The sequence below is a fragment of the Streptomyces flavusporus genome (assembly GCF_046267975.1).
GTDB lineage: Bacteria > Actinomycetota > Actinomycetes > Streptomycetales > Streptomycetaceae > Streptomyces > Streptomyces flavusporus.
In genome coordinates, this window is sequence record NZ_CP176503.1 from 3,362,644 (window position 1) to 3,381,246 (window position 18,603).

Annotated in this window: 12 protein-coding genes; 4 read left to right on the forward strand and 8 right to left on the reverse strand. The window is 72.4% G+C overall.

All coding sequences use genetic code 11. From position 1 onward, the window contains the following. Position 1: 1 nt before the first annotated feature. Entirely contained in the window at positions 2-3,841 is a 3,840-nt protein-coding gene (locus ACKTSN_RS15830) for a multifunctional oxoglutarate decarboxylase/oxoglutarate dehydrogenase thiamine pyrophosphate-binding subunit/dihydrolipoyllysine-residue succinyltransferase subunit (protein WP_409469737.1), read from the forward strand. Between the two features lie 62 nt (positions 3,842-3,903). On the opposite strand, the gene fxsT is transcribed toward ACKTSN_RS15830, so the two are convergent. The 7 genes from fxsT to ACKTSN_RS15865 form a co-directional block, all read right to left on the reverse strand. Beyond that, positions 3,904-6,867 carry an FxSxx-COOH system tetratricopeptide repeat protein gene (fxsT, locus tag ACKTSN_RS15835; protein ID WP_409469738.1) on the reverse strand — a complete coding sequence of 988 codons (2,964 nt, stop codon included), beginning with the start codon at positions 6,865-6,867 and terminating at the stop codon, positions 3,904-3,906. Between the two features lie 101 nt (positions 6,868-6,968). Continuing rightward, complete coding sequence (locus ACKTSN_RS15840) at positions 6,969-8,180, reverse strand: FxsB family cyclophane-forming radical SAM/SPASM peptide maturase (RefSeq protein WP_409469739.1); 1,212 nt, start codon at positions 8,178-8,180, stop codon at positions 6,969-6,971. After that, positions 8,177-8,329, reverse strand: a complete 153-nt coding sequence (locus ACKTSN_RS15845; protein ID WP_165396591.1) for a hypothetical protein — start codon at positions 8,327-8,329, stop codon at positions 8,177-8,179. Before ACKTSN_RS15845 ends, ACKTSN_RS15840 begins: the two co-directional genes overlap by 4 nt. Beyond that, positions 8,326-11,574, reverse strand: a complete 3,249-nt coding sequence (locus ACKTSN_RS15850) for an SAV_2336 N-terminal domain-related protein (RefSeq protein WP_409469740.1) — start codon at positions 11,572-11,574, stop codon at positions 8,326-8,328. The genes ACKTSN_RS15845 and ACKTSN_RS15850 overlap by 4 nt, the downstream gene beginning before the upstream one ends. Before the next feature lie 3 nt (positions 11,575-11,577). Next, positions 11,578-12,600 (reverse strand): AAA family ATPase, encoded by a 1,023-nt coding sequence (locus ACKTSN_RS15855; RefSeq protein ID WP_409469741.1) that lies wholly within the window; start codon positions 12,598-12,600, stop codon positions 11,578-11,580. A gap of 148 nt (positions 12,601-12,748) precedes the next feature. Next, a complete protein-coding gene (locus ACKTSN_RS15860) occupies positions 12,749-14,713 on the reverse strand; it encodes a trypsin-like peptidase domain-containing protein (RefSeq protein ID WP_409469742.1) in 1,965 nt (654 codons plus the stop codon). Then, positions 14,706-15,068, reverse strand: a complete 363-nt coding sequence (locus ACKTSN_RS15865) for a CU044_2847 family protein (protein ID WP_409469743.1) — start codon at positions 15,066-15,068, stop codon at positions 14,706-14,708. Before ACKTSN_RS15865 ends, ACKTSN_RS15860 begins: the two co-directional genes overlap by 8 nt. A 134-nt stretch (positions 15,069-15,202) precedes the next feature. Here ACKTSN_RS15865 and ACKTSN_RS15870 point away from each other — a divergent pair, with 134 nt between their 5' ends. Beyond that, positions 15,203-15,382: a DUF6104 family protein gene (locus ACKTSN_RS15870; RefSeq protein ID WP_023586593.1), complete on the forward strand. Its 180-nt coding sequence runs from the start codon at positions 15,203-15,205 to the stop codon at positions 15,380-15,382. A gap of 69 nt (positions 15,383-15,451) precedes the next feature. Here the strand turns inward: ACKTSN_RS15870 and ACKTSN_RS15875 are convergent, their stop codons facing one another. After that, the gene (locus ACKTSN_RS15875; RefSeq protein ID WP_409469744.1) at positions 15,452-16,297 is read right to left on the reverse strand and encodes a hypothetical protein; all 846 of its coding nucleotides are present in this window, start codon (positions 16,295-16,297) and stop codon (positions 15,452-15,454) included. A 171-nt stretch (positions 16,298-16,468) separates the two neighbouring features. On the opposite strand from ACKTSN_RS15875, the gene ACKTSN_RS15880 reads away from it, so the two are divergent. Beyond that, entirely contained in the window at positions 16,469-17,410 is a 942-nt protein-coding gene (locus tag ACKTSN_RS15880; RefSeq protein ID WP_409469745.1) for a DUF4097 family beta strand repeat-containing protein, read from the forward strand. Position 17,411: 1 nt separating this feature from the next. Then, positions 17,412-18,464 (forward strand): PadR family transcriptional regulator, encoded by a 1,053-nt coding sequence (locus tag ACKTSN_RS15885; RefSeq protein ID WP_409469746.1) that lies wholly within the window; start codon positions 17,412-17,414, stop codon positions 18,462-18,464. Positions 18,465-18,603 lie beyond the last annotated feature (139 nt).

An 18,603-nucleotide genomic window follows, 5' to 3' on the forward strand; every position in this document is an offset into this window, starting at 1 on the left:
CGTGTCGCCACAGTCCCCCAGTAACGCATCGAGCATCTCGACCGACGCCGATCAAGCGGGCAAGAACCCCGCTGCCGCGTTCGGTCCCAACGAGTGGCTCGTCGACGAGATCTATCAGCAGTACCTCCAGGACCCGAATTCGGTAGACCGCGCCTGGTGGGACTTCTTCGCCGACTACAAGCCGGGGGCACCGTCCGCCCCGGCTCCGGCGGCCCCCGCGGCCGCGGGGGCCGCGGAGACCACCACCACGGCTCAGACCCCGGCCCCGGCCGCCCCGGCCCAGGCAGCTCCAGCGGCTCCGGCCGCTCCCGCCGCCCCGAAGCCGGCTGCCGCGCCCGCTCCGGCCTCCCCCACGCTCGAATCCACTCGCGCGGGGGGACCCCCATCGGCTCCGGCGAAGGCCGCGGCCCCTGCCCCGGCCGCCAAGCCGAAGGCGAAGGCCGAGCCCGCCGCCGCGACGACGGCGCCGGAGGGCCCCGAGCTGATCACGCTGCGCGGCCCTGCCGCGGCCGTCGCGAAGAACATGAACGCCTCCCTGGAGCTGCCCACGGCCACGTCCGTGCGCGCGGTCCCGGTGAAGCTGCTCTTCGACAACCGCATCGTCATCAACAACCACCTCAAGCGGGCCCGGGGCGGGAAGATCTCCTTCACGCACCTGATCGGCTACGCGATGGTGCAGGCCATCAAGGCCATGCCGTCGATGAACTGGTCGTTCGGCGAGAAGGACGGCAAGCCGACCCTCGTCAAGCCGCCGCACATCAACCTCGGCCTCGCCATCGACCTGGTCAAGCCCAACGGCGACCGCCAGCTGGTCGTCGCGGCGATCAAGAAGGCCGAGACGCTGAACTTCTTCGAGTTCTGGCAGGCCTACGAGGACATCGTCCGCCGCGCCCGCGACAACAAGCTGACGATGGACGACTTCACCGGCGTCACGGTCTCCCTGACCAACCCGGGCGGCCTCGGCACCGTCCACTCCGTGCCGCGTCTGATGCCCGGCCAGTCGGTGATCATGGGCGTCGGCGCCATGGACTACCCGGCGGAGTTCCAGGGCACGTCCCAGGACACGCTCAACAAGCTGGGCATCTCCAAGGTCATGACGCTGACGTCGACGTACGACCACCGCGTCATCCAGGGCGCCGCGTCCGGCGAGTTCCTGCGCCAGGTCGCCAACCTCCTGCTCGGCGAGAACGGCTTCTACGACGAGATCTTCGAGGCCCTGCGCATCCCCTACGAGCCGGTCCGCTGGCTCAAGGACATCGACGCCTCGCACGACGACGACGTCACCAAGCCCGCCCGCGTCTTCGAGCTGATCCACTCCTACCGGGTCCGCGGCCACGTCATGGCCGACACCGACCCGCTGGAGTACCAGCAGCGCAAGCACCCCGACCTGGACATCACCGAGCACGGCCTCACCCTGTGGGACCTGGAGCGCGAGTTCGCCGTCGGCGGCTTCGCCGGCAAGTCGATGATGAAGCTGCGCGACATCCTCGGCGTGCTGCGCGACTCGTACTGCCGCACCACCGGCATCGAGTTCATGCACATCCAGGACCCGAAGCAGCGCAAGTGGATCCAGGACCGTGTGGAGCGCCCGCACTCCAAGCAGGAGCGCGAGGAGCAGCTGCGCATCCTGCGCCGCCTGAACGCGGCGGAGGCCTTCGAGACCTTCCTGCAGACGAAGTACGTCGGCCAGAAGCGCTTCTCCCTGGAGGGCGGCGAGTCGGTCATCCCGCTGCTCGACGCGGTCCTGGACAGCGCGGCGGAGTCCCGGCTCGACGAGGTCGTCATCGGCATGGCCCACCGCGGCCGCCTGAACGTCCTGGCCAACATCGTCGGCAAGTCGTACGCTCAGATCTTCCGCGAGTTCGAGGGCAACCTCGACCCGAAGTCGATGCACGGCTCTGGCGACGTGAAGTACCACCTGGGCGCCGAGGGCACCTTCACCGGCCTGGACGGCGAGCAGATCAAGGTCAGCCTGGTCGCGAACCCCTCCCACCTGGAGGCCGTCGACCCGGTGCTGGAGGGCGTCGCCCGCGCCAAGCAGGACATCATCAACAAGGGCGGCACGGACTTCACCGTCCTGCCGGTGGCGATCCACGGCGACGCGGCCTTCGCGGGCCAGGGCGTGGTGGCCGAGACCCTGAACATGTCGCAGCTGCGCGGCTACCGCACCGGCGGCACGGTCCACATCGTCATCAACAACCAGGTCGGCTTCACCGCCGCCCCGGAGTCCTCGCGTTCGTCGATGTACGCCACCGACGTGGCGCGCATGATCGAGGCCCCGATCTTCCACGTGAACGGCGACGACCCGGAGGCCGTGGTCCGCGTCGCGCGGCTCGCCTTCGAGTTCCGCCAGGCGTTCAACAAGGACGTGGTGATCGACCTCCTCTGCTACCGCCGCCGCGGTCACAACGAGTCGGACAACCCGGCCTTCACCCAGCCGCTGATGTACGACCTGATCGACAAGAAGCGCTCGGTGCGCAAGCTGTACACCGAGTCCCTCATCGGTCGCGGCGACATCACGCTGGAAGAGGCCGAGCAGGCGCTGCAGGACTACCAGGGCCAGCTGGAGAAGGTTTTCACGGAGGTCCGCGAGGCCACCGCACAGCCGACGGCGGTTCAGACGCCCGACGCGCAGGCCGAGTTCCCGGTCGCCGTGAACACCGCGGTCTCCACGGAGATCGTCAAGCGGATCGCCGAGTCCCAGGTCAACATCCCCGACCACATCACCGTCCACCCGCGTCTGCTGCCGCAGCTGCAGCGCCGGGCGTCGATGGTCGAGGACGGCACGATCGACTGGGGCATGGGCGAGACCCTCGCCATCGGCTCCCTCCTCCTGGACGGCACCCCGGTCCGCCTGGCCGGCCAGGACTCGCAGCGCGGTACGTTCGGCCAGCGCCACGCGGTGATCATCGACCGCAGCACCGGCGAGGAGTACACGCCGCTGCAGTACCTCTCCGAGGACCAGGCACGGCTGAACGTCTACAACTCCCTGCTCTCCGAGTACGCCGCGATGGGCTTCGAGTACGGCTACTCGCTGGCCCGCCCGGACGCGCTGGTGATGTGGGAGGCCCAGTTCGGCGACTTCGTCAACGGCGCGCAGACGGTCGTGGACGAGTTCATCTCGTCGGCGGAGCAGAAGTGGGCCCAGACGTCCGGCGTGGTCCTGCTCCTCCCGCACGGCTACGAGGGCCAGGGCCCGGACCACTCGTCCGCCCGCCCGGAGCGGTTCCTGCAGCTGTGCGCGCAGAACAACATGACGGTCGCCATGCCGACCTCCCCGTCGAACTACTTCCACCTCCTGCGGTGGCAGGTGCACAACCCGCACCACAAGCCGCTGGTCGTCTTCACGCCGAAGTCGATGCTGCGCCTCAAGGCCGCCGCGTCGAAGGCGGACGAGTTCACCACGGGCCAGTTCCAGCCGGTCATCGGCGACGCGACGGTGACGGACCCGGCCGCGGTGAAGAAGGTCGTCTTCTGCGCCGGCAAGGTCTACTACGACCTGGAGGCCGAGCGTCAGAAGCGCGGCGCCACGGACACGGCGATCATCCGCATCGAGCGCCTGTACCCGCTGCCGGGCGCCGAGCTCCAGGCGGAGATCGCCAAGTACCCGAACGCCGAGAAGTACCTGTGGGCCCAGGAGGAGCCGGCGAACCAGGGTGCCTGGCCGTTCATCGCCCTCAACCTGATCGACCACCTGGACCTGGCGGTCGGCGCCGACGTCCCGCACGGTGAGCGCCTGCGCCGTATCTCCCGCCCGCACTCGTCGTCGCCGGCGGTGGGTTCCGCCAAGCGGCACCAGGCGGAGCAGGAGCAGCTGGTGCGTGAGGTGTTCGAGGCCTAGGCCTTACGGCACCGAGGGCCCGGTCCCGAGTCGCTGTGACTCGGGGCCGGGCCCTCGCCGTTTCAGATCGGCTGGGGCTCGAAGTCCCAGTAGGGGCGGTGGCGTTCGAGGATGTAGTGGGTCTGGGGGTGGTCGGGGCCGAGGACCGTGGTGAGGCGGGTGACGGCGCCCCGGTGCAGGATCTCGGCCTCCTCGGGCTCGCCCAGTTCGGCGAGGTCGAGGGCCAGACCGGCCCGCAGGCTGATGGTGAGGACATGGCTCTCGCCCAACGCCCGGGCGGACCGTTCGGCTGCGTCGCGGCCGAGCGCGGCCGCGGACTCGGTCTCCCCGGCGGCGGCGAGCGCGGCCACCCCGTTCTTGGCGCAGCCGATCGCCCACGGATGCTCCCGGCCGACCGCCTGCTCCATCTCCTGAACGGTCCGCAGGGACAGCTCCAGCGCGCTGCGGGTCTCTCCCATGTCCCGCATGACGGTGGTGACGTTGTCCCGCGCCCCGATCGCATAGGGGTGGGCCTCGCCGAGCTGGGCGGCGTACTGCGCGGCGGTGAGCTCGGCGAGTTCCCTGGCCTCCGCGGTCCGCTCCAGGTGGCGCAGCAGCATCGCGTAGTCGCAGGAGACCATCAGGGTCTCCGGGTGCAGGGCGCCGCGCCGGCGCAGCAGCTTCTCCCGGACGCCGCGCATCATGACCTGCGCGAACTGCAGGTCCCCGTCCCGGCGGGCGCACAGGGCGAGGTTGTGCTCGGCGTGCAGGGTCTGGCTGTGGTTGCGGTCCAGCACCTGGCTGTGGACGCGGGAGTTGTGGCCCTGGATGGCCAGCGCCTCCCGGTACCGGCCGAGCAGTCTCAGCATCCAGGCGCTGCGCAGCGCCGAGTTGAGCGTGGCCGCGTCCTTGCCGCCCAGCAGTTCGACCCGGGCCTCGAAGATCCGGCGGTGCTGGACGAGCGATTCGGCGTAGTGGCCCTGCAGGCCGACGGCGACGGCGAGGTTGCTGCGGATGCTGAGAGTGCGCGGGACGTTCTCACCGCCGAGTTCCTCCGCGGCGCTCGCGGCGGCCTCCTCGAACAGGGTGCGCGCCTCGGTGTACCGGCCGAGGGCCATCAGTGTCCCGCCGAGTCCGTCCTTGGCGCGGATCAGCTCGATGGGCCGGACCTGCCCGGCGCCGCTCAGCCGCCGCAGGTTCTCCCGACCCACCTCCTCCGCCTCGGCGTACCGACCCAGTCGGCGCAGCATGTTGGCGAGCTGGTGGACCGCGACGAGCACGGACCGGTCGGTGTCGCCGAACTTGGGCCGCCAGTTGTCCACGGCCAGCCGGCTCAGCCACCAGCCGTCGTGGTACTCGCCACGCATCCGCAGGTACTCGACACAGTTGAGCACCAGATCCCGTACGTCGTCGTCGGCCGACTGCAGCGCGCCGGACGGCTCCAGGTGCGGGATGATCTCGGCGTAGCGCGCCCAGTTGCCGGCCTGGGCGGAGTCGCGCGGGTCGGCGGAGACCAGGACCTTGCGGGCGGCGGCCGAATAGCGTTCGGCGTCGTCGGGGGCCTGTACGGAGCGGACGTAGCGGTGGAAGAGGCGGTGCATGCGCAGGGTGCCGACGGTCTGGGTGTCCAGGCGACGGGGGCCCTGCTCGTACTCGATGCGCATGGAGGTGATCTCGGAGAGCTTGCGCAGCGCCGTGTTCCAGCTGCTGGGCTCGCTGATCAGCTCGGCCAGTTCGGGCGGAAGGTCGCCGTGCCGGGCCGTCTGCAGCAGTCGTACCGGGACGACGTCGGGTGAGAAGCAGACGAGCAGGTTCAGCAACTGCCAGGCCGGTTCGGACCCTTCGCGCAGGGAGTTGATGAGCTTGGCCCAGGCGACCTCGAACTTCGGGTACTGGCCGGAGGCCATGACGCCGAACCGGTCCGGCCGGCCCTCCCGGATGTCGCGAATGTAGTCGTTCACCGACACCGTCGGGTTCAGATCCAGCCAGGCGGCCATCTGGTCGAGAAGCAGCGGCATGTCCTCCACGGCCTCGGCGAGCCGTTCCGCCTGGTCGTCGGTGAGCCGGGCCGCGCGGCGCCGGAGGAACGCGACGCTCTCCCGGCGTTCGAAGGGCGGTACCTCGATGGTCTCGGCGTGCGCGGCCCACTCGCCGCGATGGGTGGTGACCAGGACGTGCCCACGGCCCTCCGGGACGAGGTCGCGCAGCGGCTCGGGGTCGCCGGCGCCGTCCAGCACGAGCAGCCAGGGACGTGCGGTGTCGTCGAGTTCACGCCGTACGGCCTTGATGGTGGCCGCCAGGTCCCCGGCATCCGTCAGGCCCATCTCGGGTGCGAGCTCGGCGAACTGCTGACGGGCGGTGACGCGCTGGGCCGCGCTGATCCACCAGACGATGTCGTACTCCCCCGCGAACCGGTGCACGTACTCCGCGGCGAGCTGGGTCTTGCCGAAGCCGCCCGGGCCGCGCAGAGCCACGGTGGCTCCGTCCCGGCGTGCGGCGGACAGCGTCGCGTACACCTGCTCCAGCAGCTCGGTGCGTCCGATGAACCGGCGGTTGCGGCGCGGCACCCGGCGCCACACCTCCGGCGGGTCGTCCGGGAAGCGGGGGCCGCGGCGCAGGTCGATCAGGGCGCCGGGGGCCGGTACTCCCGCGCATTCCAGGACGCGGCTGCGGGCCACCTCGGGCCTGAGGCCGCGCAGTTCGACGGGGGCCAGCGCGATGGTGGCCTCGGGCATCGGCTGGGCCGTGACGCTGACGGCGGCGATCCGGTCCCGGTACTCCGGCAGCGTCTGGCGCAGTACGCCGGCCCAGGCGTCGAACCGGCTGCGTTCCAGGCGCTCGTACCAGTCGTCTATGACGAGCAGTATCCGGCCCGGGGCGCTCATCAGGTCGCCGAGGGCCTGCACGGTGGGCGGGCGTCGCAGCGGGTTCCAGCGCACCAGTGTCGTGCGGCGTCCCGCGGCCCGGATCTGGTGGTCGATCCACTTGGCCCAGGATTCGCTCTGCCCGGCGAAGACCACCGTGACGTGTCCGAGCTGCGCCGTCATCCTGCAGTCCCCTCACTGAACCTGTCACGACTGTGCACAGGTTAGTCAATTGTGCGTCAAAACGGCTTCGTGGGTGCCCAGTTGGGAGATGTGCACCGGCATCACGTTCCGTCCTGCGTCGTTTCCCGCGCCGTCCGGTCGAGCCGGCCGGCGATGTGCCGGACGAGTCGCTCCAGGTCGGCGCAGTAGACGCTGGGGTGCCGGAAGCCGGTGCCGGGCGCGTACCGGTGCACGTAGTTGCCGCCACCGCACACCCGGCCGACCGGACAGTCCAGGCACTCCGGGGCCAGCGCCCGCTCTCCGACCTGCCGGGCGGCGATCCCGGGATGGCGCAGGGCCCGGTCGAAGGAGTGCCGGAAGACGTCGAGACCGGTCTCGGCGGCGCCCGCGTAGGCCGACCTGAGCGAGTCGACCTGCTCGATGCCGCCGTCCGTCTCCACGACGACGGCGGCCATCGGAGAGAGCCCGACAGCCTCGGCGCTGCTGGGGGCGCCAAGGAGCAGGGCGGCGATCTCCTGGAAGAGCCGCACGCGGGTGCGCAGCCGTCCCGCGTCCCACCAGGCGTCGAAGACGGCGGCGAGCCAGTCGCCGTACGGCGTGGTGGCAGGGCGGTGTCGGCCCGGACGCCGGGACGGGATTCCCGGGGGCGGATGGGCCCAGTTGGCGTGCGGGAGCAGGAAGTCCACGCCGGGCGGGTCCAGGTCGAGCAGCGACCGGTAGACGTCGTGCGGATCGGTGGCCGGGTCGATCGTGCAGAGGATGCCGGCGTACGTCTCCGGGCGGGCGGCGAGCCGCCGGGCGGCGGCCCGGGCGGCGGGCCAGGCCGGGCGGCCGGCGTGGTCGACACGGCGGGCGTTGTGCGCGGCCCGTCCTCCGTCGAGGCTGAGACCGACCCGGACGCCGGCCCCGGCCAGCCGGTCCAGCGCGGCGGCCGTGAGACGGGTGCCGTTGGTCTGGACGGTGGCGGTGACCCGGCAGTCGGCGGGGACGGCCTCCCGTACCGCGCGCACGTAGGCGAGGACGGGATCGGGGCCGGTGAGGAGGGGTTCACCGCCGTGGAGTTCGACCCGGATGCGGTCGAGGCCGTGTTCCCGGACGTGCTCGGCGATTCGGGCCGCGGTGCGGCGCATCGTCGGCTCCGACGTACGGGGCGGGCGCTCGCGCCAGCCGTCGTCCCGGCCCCGGTAGACGTAGCAGTACGAGCAGTCCAGGTTGCAGCGGCCGTGCACCTTCAGCACGAACTGGCGGAAGGGCGTCGGGCGGTGCGCCGTCGGGTCCAGGACGACGTGCGGCCACTGGGGGTGGGTGGTCATGGGGCGTCTTCGTAGTGGGCGACGACGGTGGACTCCCCGTCCCGGGTGCGCAGTTCGGCGAGGATCGCCGCGAGAACCGGGTGGTCGGTCCGGTCCGGCCTGGGGATGTCGGGGAGGGGTGTGCGGGTGTCCTCCGGGCGTGCGGTCACTCGGGGGCCGTTTCGGGGTCCGGGCGGGTGGTGGGGGTGCGGGCTTGCCCGGACCTCATCATGCCGAGCTGCTCTCGCAGTCGGTCCCGGCTCTGCAGCGCCGTGGCCAGCAACTCGTCCATGCCTTCCTCCCGGGCCAGCTCGACGGCCTGCCCGTAGCACTCGATCGCCCGGTGCAGATGCGTGAGCGTGGCCGTCCTGGAGTAGAGGGACATGAGCATGGCACCGCGGGTGGTCCAGCAGCGTACGAGAAACTCGGGCTGATCGGCGCAGCGGATGGCCTCGCCCAGCAGCCACTCGGCCTCGTACAGGTCGGACAGCACCTCCTGCAGCTCGTACCGTCTGAAGTGGGCGAGGCTCAGGTTCATCCAGCGCACCGGGATGTCCGGATGGGCCATGGCGGTCTCCTGCAGGGCGGCGCGCAGCACGACGACGGCCCGGCTCGCGATGTCGGGAGCCTCCTGGAGCCGGGCCTTCTCGAGCAGGGCGGCACCGAAGGCGGCCAGCACGTCCGGCCGGTCGGGGTGGTCCTCGCCCAGCAGCCGTTCGGCCTGCGTCCACGCTTCGACGGCGGAGTCCAACTGGACCTCGTTGCGGGCATGCTGGTAATCGCTCCAGGACATGCGCGCGATCAGCAGGAGGCATTCGAGCCGTAGGGCCTCGTCATCACCCGCGGCGGCCAGCGCCTCTGCCAACGCGTCCACCAGCGGGGCACCCGCGTCAGAACTCCTCACCGACGCGGCGAGCTCGACGGCCGACGCAACCGCCAGCCAGGCCCGGCAGCGCTCCGCGTCCGAAAGGGCCGGTTCGCCCGTGAGCGCGGCCAGGAAGTCCTCCCTGGCCTGCCGTACCGACTCCGCCGCTCGCTCCGGCATGGGCGGGACCGTCCCGGCGTAGTGCCGTGCCAGGTCGAGCCACAGACCTCCTCGGACGAGCAGGGCGTGTTCCCGCTCCGGGTACGAGAGCCGAATGTCGGCTGCCGAGACGGCCTGTTGCAGATGCGCCGGGTACCAGTGCCCGGGATCCACCGCCCGGTAGGGACCCGCCCCGGCGTGCTTCACTCCCGCCTCCGCGACGGCCCGCCGCACGTGCATCAGCGTTTCGGAGGCGACCCGGATCCGGGTCATCGCGTCGGGATCCGACCCCGAGTCCCCCATCGCCAGACCGAGATCACGGTCCGCCAGGTACAGCAGCACCGCCTGGGCGGCGACCTCCTTGCCGGACGCCGTCCTCCTCGTCCAGTCCCGCAGACTGTCGGGAATCCCCTCGAAGTCGAGCCCACGACTGCTCAGCTCACCGGCCTGCACCCAGCACACCAGCCCGCGCACCAGCCGCCCACGGGCACCGATCTCCTCCGGCTCAGCCACGGCCTCCCAGGCATCGCGCAGATCCTCCCCCACCCCCTTCACCCGCCACCGCATCAGCAGCGCGTCGGCCAGCTCCACGGACGCCGACTCCCGCTCGGCACCCGTCCGCGACACCTCCACCGCCTGCTGCAAGTACCGCACCGAGGCGTCGAGTTCGCGGGTCAGCCCCTCCCCCTCGAACCGCCCGATCGCCTCGCGCCCCTTACCGACCAGCTCCTGAGCGCTCAGCTCGGGCAGTACCGCCGCGACCGGGATCCGCGCGCCGATCTCCCGCAGCACATCCGCCGACACCTCGGCGAACGCCCGCAGCCCGGCCGGCTCCTCCGTGCCCGGGCCGGCCGGCGGCGACGCGTCGGCCGCCCCCGGATCCACCGCCCCGCGCAGGAACGCCGCCGCCAACGCCGGGAAGTTGCGCACGCTGCGCCCGAACTTCCGCTCCACGTACGCGGAGCAGTGCTTGAACAGCAGCTCGACGTCCTCCACGGCCAGCCGGGTGCGCAGCTCGCCCGCCACGCCCGGCAGGAACTCGTACCGCACGGCCCGCGGGTCGTCCGGGTCCTCCCGGCGCCGGAGCAGCCCGCTGAGCAGCACCTCGGACAGCGCCTCGGGCCCGCTCCCGGCGAGCATGGCGTGCTGCACGAGCTGCATCACCGGCAGGTACAGCGGCACCGCGGACAGATACACCGCGAGCCGGCGCGCCTCCGGGGAGGCGGAACGCCAGAAGGCCCGCACCCGTTCCGTACCGCTCAGGTCCTCCTGGGCCCGCACCCGCGCGCGGGACGGGGCGTGGTCGGCGCGTACCCAGCCGGCCGCGGTGGCCAGCGACCCTCCCGTGGCGCCCGACACCAGCCGCGCCCAGCCCTCCACCGAGCCGCGGCGCAGCGCCAGCACCGGGACGGGCAGCGCCTGCCGTTCGACGGGCCCCTTGTCCGGCAGGAACTCCAGCGTTCCGGCGGGCCCTTCGCGCCGCCGCAGCAGTCCGCGCCGGGCCGGCAGATGGGTGCGCAGCCACATGCGCTGCGGCAGCGGCTGGACGACGGCCACAGGCGCCGTCGCGGCCCAGCCGTGCAGCAGCCGCTGGATACGGCCGCCGCGCCACATGGGGCCCGCGCAGTCGCTGAGGACGAGCGTCAGCCGGCGTCCGGTCGGGTCGCTGAGCTGTCCGGGCGCGTGCAGCGGGCCGGTGTGCTCCGGCGTGGCGGCGTAGCCGGGCCGCCCGTGGGTGTCCTCGTGCAGGTACTGCACCTGTACCTCGCGGAAGGCGCCGGCGCGCTCGCAGACCTGGCGCAGCTCGTCGAGGGCCTGCTGCCACACCACGGTCGACGTGGAGACGTCCATCAGGAGCAGCAGGCGTGCCTCGCGACGCCGCTCGGTGCGCAGGACGGGCAGGACGAGCCCGGATTCGGCGGCCTGTTCGGCGGTGGCCCGCTCGTCGAGGGTGCGCGGCACGGGGCGTACGGGTGCGCGGTACCGCTGGAGGGGGCGTAATCCGCGTTGCAGGGCGAGGGGTTCGGGCAGGGCGGGGGCGGCGGGGACGCGGACGGGGGTCATCCGGGCGCCGGTCTCCTCACCTCCGGAGCCCGGGGCGAACATCCGGACGCTGTCGGGCCGTTGCTCCTCGGGCGTGCCGGTCGAGGTGTGCGAGGCGGTCGGCAGGGACGGGAGGCCGTCCGCGGGCCCGTGGGGTGTGCCGGGTGCGGTGGGTGTCGTGCGGTCCGGCTCCTGCCGCGCCGGTGCCGGCAGCCGGCGGGCCAGCCACAGTGCGTCCGCCAGCTCCTCGACGTCCGGGGCGAGGCCCGCGTCACGCAGACGCGCGACCAGCGCCGTGAGCACCTCGCTCACGGCGTCGGCCGGGGTGCCGGGAGCCGGCGCGGACATCGGCTACCTGGGCCCGCGGTCCAGGGGCTGCATCAGCAGCGCCGAGATCTCCTCGCGCCGGACCGCGTCCCGGGCGGCGTGCACGGCGAGGAAGATGGCGTTGAGGAGCTGGTCGGTGGGGCGCAGTGCGCCGTCCGCCTCGGCCTCGACGAACTGGTCGAGGATGTCGCGGTGGATTTCGTGCGCGTTCTCACCGAAGTGCGCCTGGACGAGCGCGGCGAGGCCCTCGTTGCGCGGGGCCTGGAGATCGAGCGGGATGCAGCGGCGCAGCAGGGGCGCGGGGAACTCGCGCTCCCGGTTGCTGGTCAGCACGACGAACGGAAAGGCCCGGCAGCGTACCTGACCGCCCGTCACGGCGACCTTGCGCCCGTCGCCGGTGAGCACCTCCACCACCGGTGTCCGGTCGGCGATCCGCTCCAGCTCGGGGATGGCGAACCTGCCTTCCTCCAGCACGTTCAGCAGGTCGTTCGGCAGGTCGATGTCGCTCTTGTCCAGCTCGTCGATGAGCAGGACGCGGGGCCGGTCGGCGGCGAGCAGCGCGGTGCCGAGCGGACCGAGTTTGATGTACCGGCCGATGTCCTCGGACTCCGGTCCGTCCGCCGCCGCCCTGTCCTGGGCGGCACGCCGGAGCTGGGCGTCCTGGAGGCGGCCGATGGCGTCGTACGTGTAGAGCCCGTCGCGCAGTTCGCTGCGGCTCACGATGGGCCACTCCAGGACCCGGCCGAGTCCGAGTTCGTACGCGACGGAGTGCGCCAGCGTCGACTTGCCCACGCCGGGCTCGCCGGTGACGAGCAGGGGGCGCCTCAGGTAGAGGGCGGCGTTGACGAGTTCGAGGGTCCTGTCGCCCTGGACGGGCAGGGGTACGGCGCCGGCGCCGAGCCTGCGGCGGGTGGAGGAGTCGAGGCTCGGGACGTCGTACGGCACGACCGGGGCGTCGAAGTTGCGCCACGGGGGCGGTGCCGGGAGCCGGTTGATCCTGGCCGGATCCGGGCGCCCGCTGCCCTGGTAGACGAACCACTCGCTCATGGTGCGCTCCTCGTCGACGGTCGGTGGTGGTCCACGTCCTGGCCGACGGGGGCGTTGTGCACCCACAACGGGCCCCTGGAAATGTACCCAGGACAGGCCTGATACACGGGCCTTTTCGGCCAGCCGCCGCGAATGTTCTTCTGGGTGCTCACAGCGGGGCGTCCAGGGTCTCGGTCTCCTCCGCGGGCAGCGGACGCCGTGGGTCGTCGTACAGGAGTGCGAGCGGCTCGGCCCAGGCGCGGTCCGCGCAGTGTTCGCTGATGTCCTGCCGGAGGTGGCGCAGCCGGTCGGGGAGTTCGGCCAGCGAGCCGAGGGTGCCGAGGAGTTCCTCCGCCTTGGCGTGGAGAGTGTCGCACGCCTCGGCGCAGGTGCGGGTGGCGTGGCCGTCGATGTGCCAGAGGGCCACGCCGTGCCCGTTCTCCAGCGCGAGCTTCATCGCGGTCCGGCCCGGTCCGCGCCCGGCGGGGCGGCACATCACGGGGATGTGGTCGAAGGCCGCGTCGCGATAGCTGCCGGCGCTGGACGCGACGCCGCGTTGCGGGGTGCGCCAGCCGGTGAAGTGCTGCTGGGCGGTCATGGCCTGCCAGCGTTCGGCCCACAGTTTGTCCGGTTCTCCCCGGCGTGCGAGGGAGCGCAGCACCACCCGGCGGCGTGCGCCGAGGTGTGCGGCGTCGTCGAGCTGGGCGATGTCGTCGAACCGCCAGCGGTGCACGGCGGTGTCGAAGTACTCGGCGGGCAGGGCCACTTCGAGCGGTACGGGCAGGTCCGCGCGGTCCTTGGCGCGCAGCAGTTCGCTCAGCGGGCCGCGCAGGGCCTGGACGAGTTCGCCGGGGAGGTAGCCGTGGACGGAGTCGTCGGTCTGCCACAGCTCCGGTTCGTCGGACCCGTCGCCGTCGTCGAACCAGATCTGCCAGAAGAAGCGGGTGGGCTGCGAGCCGATCACCGGGTCGAGCAGCACGGCGACCGTGGGGCCCTCGCCCGGGCCGGGGTAGGGGATCACGATGCGCTCCGGTCCGTCCGCCGCGGTGGGCCGGACCGCTTCGGGGAGGCGTGCGTCCCGGACGAAGTCGTGCATGTCCCGACGCGGATCCCGGCGCAGCCGCCGGTCGATCCAGTCGGCAAGCTGCGAACAGTCCCCGCCCCGGCAGCGTATGTACTCCTCGACGAACTTCAGGTAACGCAGGAAGGTGAGCGAGTCGAGCGGGTGCGGGCCCTCGTAGAGCAGGCCGTAACCGTCGCGCCAGGTCTGCAGTTCAGGGGTCCGCCCCGGCCACCGCCGGCCGCTGCGGGCGCGGCTCGCGAGGACCTCCACGGTGGGCGCGTCGGGCGGAGCGGGCAGCGCAGCGAGCAGACGCAGCGCGGTGCGCCGGTCGTCCGGCGTCCACCGCTCACCGCCGTCGGCCGCGGGACCGGACTGCAGGTCGATCCAGTTGTCCCCGCTCTCGGAGAGCGGCTCGGTGCCGTGCCACCGGTCGTGGGCGGCCATGACGGTGCGGTACGTCTGTCCGAAGCGGCGCAGCGCCGATATGGCGACCGCCTTCCCGCCGTCCTGCTGCCGGCGACGGGACTTGACCAGTCCGACCACGGCTCCGGTGTCCGGGTCGAGCAGCGGACCGCCGGAGACTCCGGCCGGGAAGTCGATGTCGGGCTTGATGATCAGCCCGTAGCCGTCCTCGTGGCCGTTGATCTCGGCGTCCACCGCGCGGGCGTGGGTGTGCGGCGGCTCGGGGTAGTAGCCGTACACCTTGACGGCACCGGAGTGCCGTACGTCCCGGTCGGCGAGCCACACGCACTCGTGCTGGTGCTCGTCGGCGTCGCCCGCGAGCCGCACCAGGGCCAGGTCCTCCTCCAGCGGTACGACGGGCCGCTCCGGGTGTGTGAGCAGCCAGGCCTCGAGCCGGGCCTCGGCGTCGACGCCCTCGCCGCACACCCGGAAGGTCAGATCGCGACGGGCGGCGAGGTGCGGACGCACCACATGGGCGGCGGTCAGCACCCAGCCCGGGGCGACGAGGAATCCGCTGCCCCACAGCGGCTTGTCGTCGCCGTCGGCGGACAGCAGGTGGACGGTGGCGGCCTTGGCCAGGGCGTGCAGGCGTTCGGTGCGCTCAGTCATGCGCGGCCGGGTCCGGCGCGGCGGGGGCCTGGGCGGGCTGCCGGTCGAACTGCCACGTCAGCGTGACCTGCAGCGAGGCCTTGGCCTCTCCCCTGGCGAGCACGGCGACCGCGAGCCCCTCCTTGGCGGTCAGCTCCACCCCGAAGCTGATGGCGGCCTCGTCGGGCCGGGCCGAGCGCGCGGCGTCGAGCACGGTGCCGCCGACGGCCTTGATCAGCTCCTGGAGCTGTCCGACCTTGGCGAGGGCGGCGTCGGTGAAGCCGACGTCCTCCTGCTCCCCGTAGGCGTCCGCGCTGCCGATCCGGGCGGTGATGACCGTGCCGTCGGGCAGTTCGATGTCCTGGATGTGACTCATGCCGCTCCCCCGTCGAGCTTGCGCCCCGTCCAACCGGCCGCAGCCGGACCACACTTGAGCTGCGACGAGGCTAGCCGTACGGACGGTTCCGGTGCGAGTCCCCCGACCGGCCGAGTGGCGCATATTCTGAGCACATGTACTTCACCGACCGAGGCATCGAAGAACTGGAGAAGCGGCGCGGCGAGGAAGAGGTCACGTTCGAGTGGCTCGCCGAGCAACTGCGGACCTTCGTCGACCTGAACCCCGACTTCGAGGTACCGGTGGAGCGGCTGGCGACGTGGCTGGCACGGCTGGACGACGAGGACGAGGAGTAGGTTCCGTCCGAGGTGAGTGCGGGGTGCCCGGGCGGCGCCCCGCTTCGGCTTTGTCGGCCCGCTCGGCCGTCAGTCGCGAGGTCGGCCCAGATCGTACGCCAGGCCCAGTGTGCCGTGGGCCAGGAGGAGCGCCCCCGCCGTGGTCCAGCCGCCGCTGTGGCGGCGTAGGCCCCAGGCGGTGAGGGGGAGGCCCGCGGCGACCTGGGCGAAGGCGAGCGCGCGGGCCCTGGGGTCGCCGGACCAGGGAAGGTACGGGCCGAGGCGGCCGCCCCCGACGTCGAGTTCCGTGCGGGACGCCGCGTGCCGGCCCGCCCCCTCGACCGTGCGGGCGTCCGGCTGGGCGCGGGCGGCCTCGCGGAGGCGGTCGGCGGATTCGCCGGGGCTGAGGCCTGCCGGCAGACAGACTCCCGCGCGCGTGAGCACGGCGAGCAGACCGCGCAGGCGGGCCGGGGCGTCGGCCGAGGGGTCGGGTTTCGTCAGGCGGTCCAGGGACTGCACGTCGAGGGCCGGGTCCAGGCCGAGGCACGCGGCGAAGGTGTGCATGGCCTCGTCCTCGCCGACCGGGGTGCCGCCCGAGAGCCAGACGTAGCCGACCGGGCGTCGGAAGCCGGACGCGAGTGTGTAACCGGCGCGGTCCGCGTCCCACCACAGGGCGAGTACGGGCCAGGGGGCGCCGACGGCGAGAGCGGTGGCCCAGCCGGTGAGCACCCGGTCGACAGGCTCGGTGCCGTCCAGCCAGGGCCCGCCCTCGGGAACGAGGACGCTCCAGTTCTCGCCGGCCCGGGTGAGCACCATCCGGGTCCGCAGCAGACGGGCGGCGGGGGCCACGGCCTGGGCGTGCGCCCGGCAGAGCAGCAGGGCACCGGGGGCCACGGGATCGGCCCGGGCATCGGCCCAGAACTCTTCCGTCGACATGCTCACACGCTAGGACATTTGTCCCGGTTCGGAGACGGGCGATCACCAGAACGAGTGTCTTGACTTCCCACGCCCACGATATATCGTGTTTTACGGAAGACGCGATATGGCGTGTCGAGGTCCGTCCATCCGGTCCCGCGTGCGGCCCGGCAGGTCGAGGAGGTCAGCACCATGTCCGAGTGGTCCGTCGCCGAGCCGAGCAAGCTCACCTTCGACGACCCCGTGCGCGAACTTCACGTACGCATCGTCGACGGAACGGTGAACGTGGTGGGGACGGACGAAGGTTCCGCCCGCCTGGAGGTCAGTGAGATCGAGGGACCGCCCCTGGTGGTCACCCAGCAGGGAGGCACGCTCACCGTGGCGTACGAGGACCTGCCGTGGAAGGGCTTCCTGAAGTGGCTCGACCGCAAGGGCTGGCGCCGCAGCGCCGTCGTCTCACTGGCGGTCCCGGCGAGCACACGCGTCGAGGTGGGCGTGGTCAGCGCCGCCGCCGTGGTCTCCGGCGTCGAGGGGCGTGCGGAGGTGAAGGGCGTCTCCGGGGACACGACACTCGTGGGGCTCGCGGGCCCGGTCCGCGCGGACACCGTCTCCGGGAACGTGGAGGCCCAGGCCCTCTCCGGCGACCTGCGCTTCAACTCCGTCTCCGGTGACCTCACCGTCGTCGAGGGCGCCGGCTCCTCCGTCAAGGCGGACTCGGTGAGCGGATCGATGATCGTCGACCTCGACCCCGCGGGCAGCCCCACCGACGTCAGCCTGACCAGCGTCTCCGGCGAGATCGCCATCCGGCTGCCGCATCCGGCGGACGCGGAGGTGGAGGCCAACACCGCGAGCGGAGCGGTTTCCAACGCCTTCGAGGACCTCCGGGTCACCGGCCAGTGGGGCGCCAAGCGCATCACCGGCCGCCTCGGCACGGGCAGCGGCCGGCTGAAGGCCACGACCGTCTCCGGCTCCATCGCCCTGCTGCGCCGCCCGCCGGTGGAGGACGGGCCGTGGGACGGGCCGGCGGACGGTCCACAGGACGACTCGGGGGACAATTCGGCGTCCGGCCGGAGCGAGGGCACGACCCCGTCCAGCGCCCCGGCCGACGGTTCGACCGACAAGAAGGTGCTCTGACATGCCCCCCGTCTTCGCTCATGGCCGCCTCCGCCTCTACCTGCTGAAGCTGCTCGACGAGGCCCCGCGCCACGGCTACGAAGTGATCCGCCTCCTCGAAGAACGCTTCCAGGGGCTGTACGCACCGTCGGCGGGTACGGTGTACCCGCGCCTGGCCAAGCTGGAGGCCGAGGGCCTGGTCACGCACACCACCGAGGGCGGCCGCAAGGTGTACGCCATCACGGACGCGGGCCGTGCCGAACTGGCCGACCGCAGCGGCGAACTGGCCGATCTGGAGCTGGAGATCCGCGAGTCGGTGGCGGAGCTGGCCGCCGAGATCCAGGCCGATGTACGCGGCGCGGCGGGCGACCTGCGGCGCGAGATGCGGGCGGCGGCGACCGAGGCCCGCAAGGGCGCCCAGGGCCGTGGCGCCGCCGGGGACTTCGGCGACTACGGTGACTACGGCGAGAAGGAAGCCTGGCGCCTCGCCAAGGAGGAGATGCGCCGGGTCAAGCAGGAGTGGAAGGAGCAGGCCCGGCGCGCCAAGGACGAGAGCCGCAGGGCGCGCGAGGAGGCCCAGCGGGCCCGCCGCCAGGCCAAGGAGGCGCAGGACCGGGCCCGGGCGCAGGCGCAGGAGGAGGTGCAGCGCATCGCCCAGCGGGTCCAGGAGCAGGTGCAGGACCACTTCGCCCGGGGCGACTGGCCGACGGGGGTGCGCGAGGGCCTGACGGAACTGGCCAAGGAGTTCGGCGAGTTCGGCAAGGACTTCGGCATGGAGTTCGGCAAGGACCTCGGCTTCGGCCGAGGCAACGCCGCCAAGTCGACCGCGGGGCCGGAGCACTCGACGACGCCGGAGGACTTCCCGGCCGACTACGAGCCGGCCTGGGCCCACGACACAACCTCCACCGGCGACCCGGCCCGCGACCTGGACCGTCTCCTCGACCGCTTCCGGGACGACATCCGCGACACGGCCCGCGACCACGGCGTCACCGCGGACCAACTCCGCGAGGCCCGCCGCCACCTGTCGACGGCAGCGGCACACATCGGGGCGCTACTGAGGACACCGAAGCGGTAGGCATCACCAGAGGTGACCTACTCGGCCCCCGCCCCGGGTGACCCGCTCGCCGCCCAGGCGAGCCGCCGCAGCTGCGGGCAGCCGTGCCGCTGGGGCGATGGGGGTCTCCCCGCTCGAGCGAAGCCGAGAGTGGGGGAGG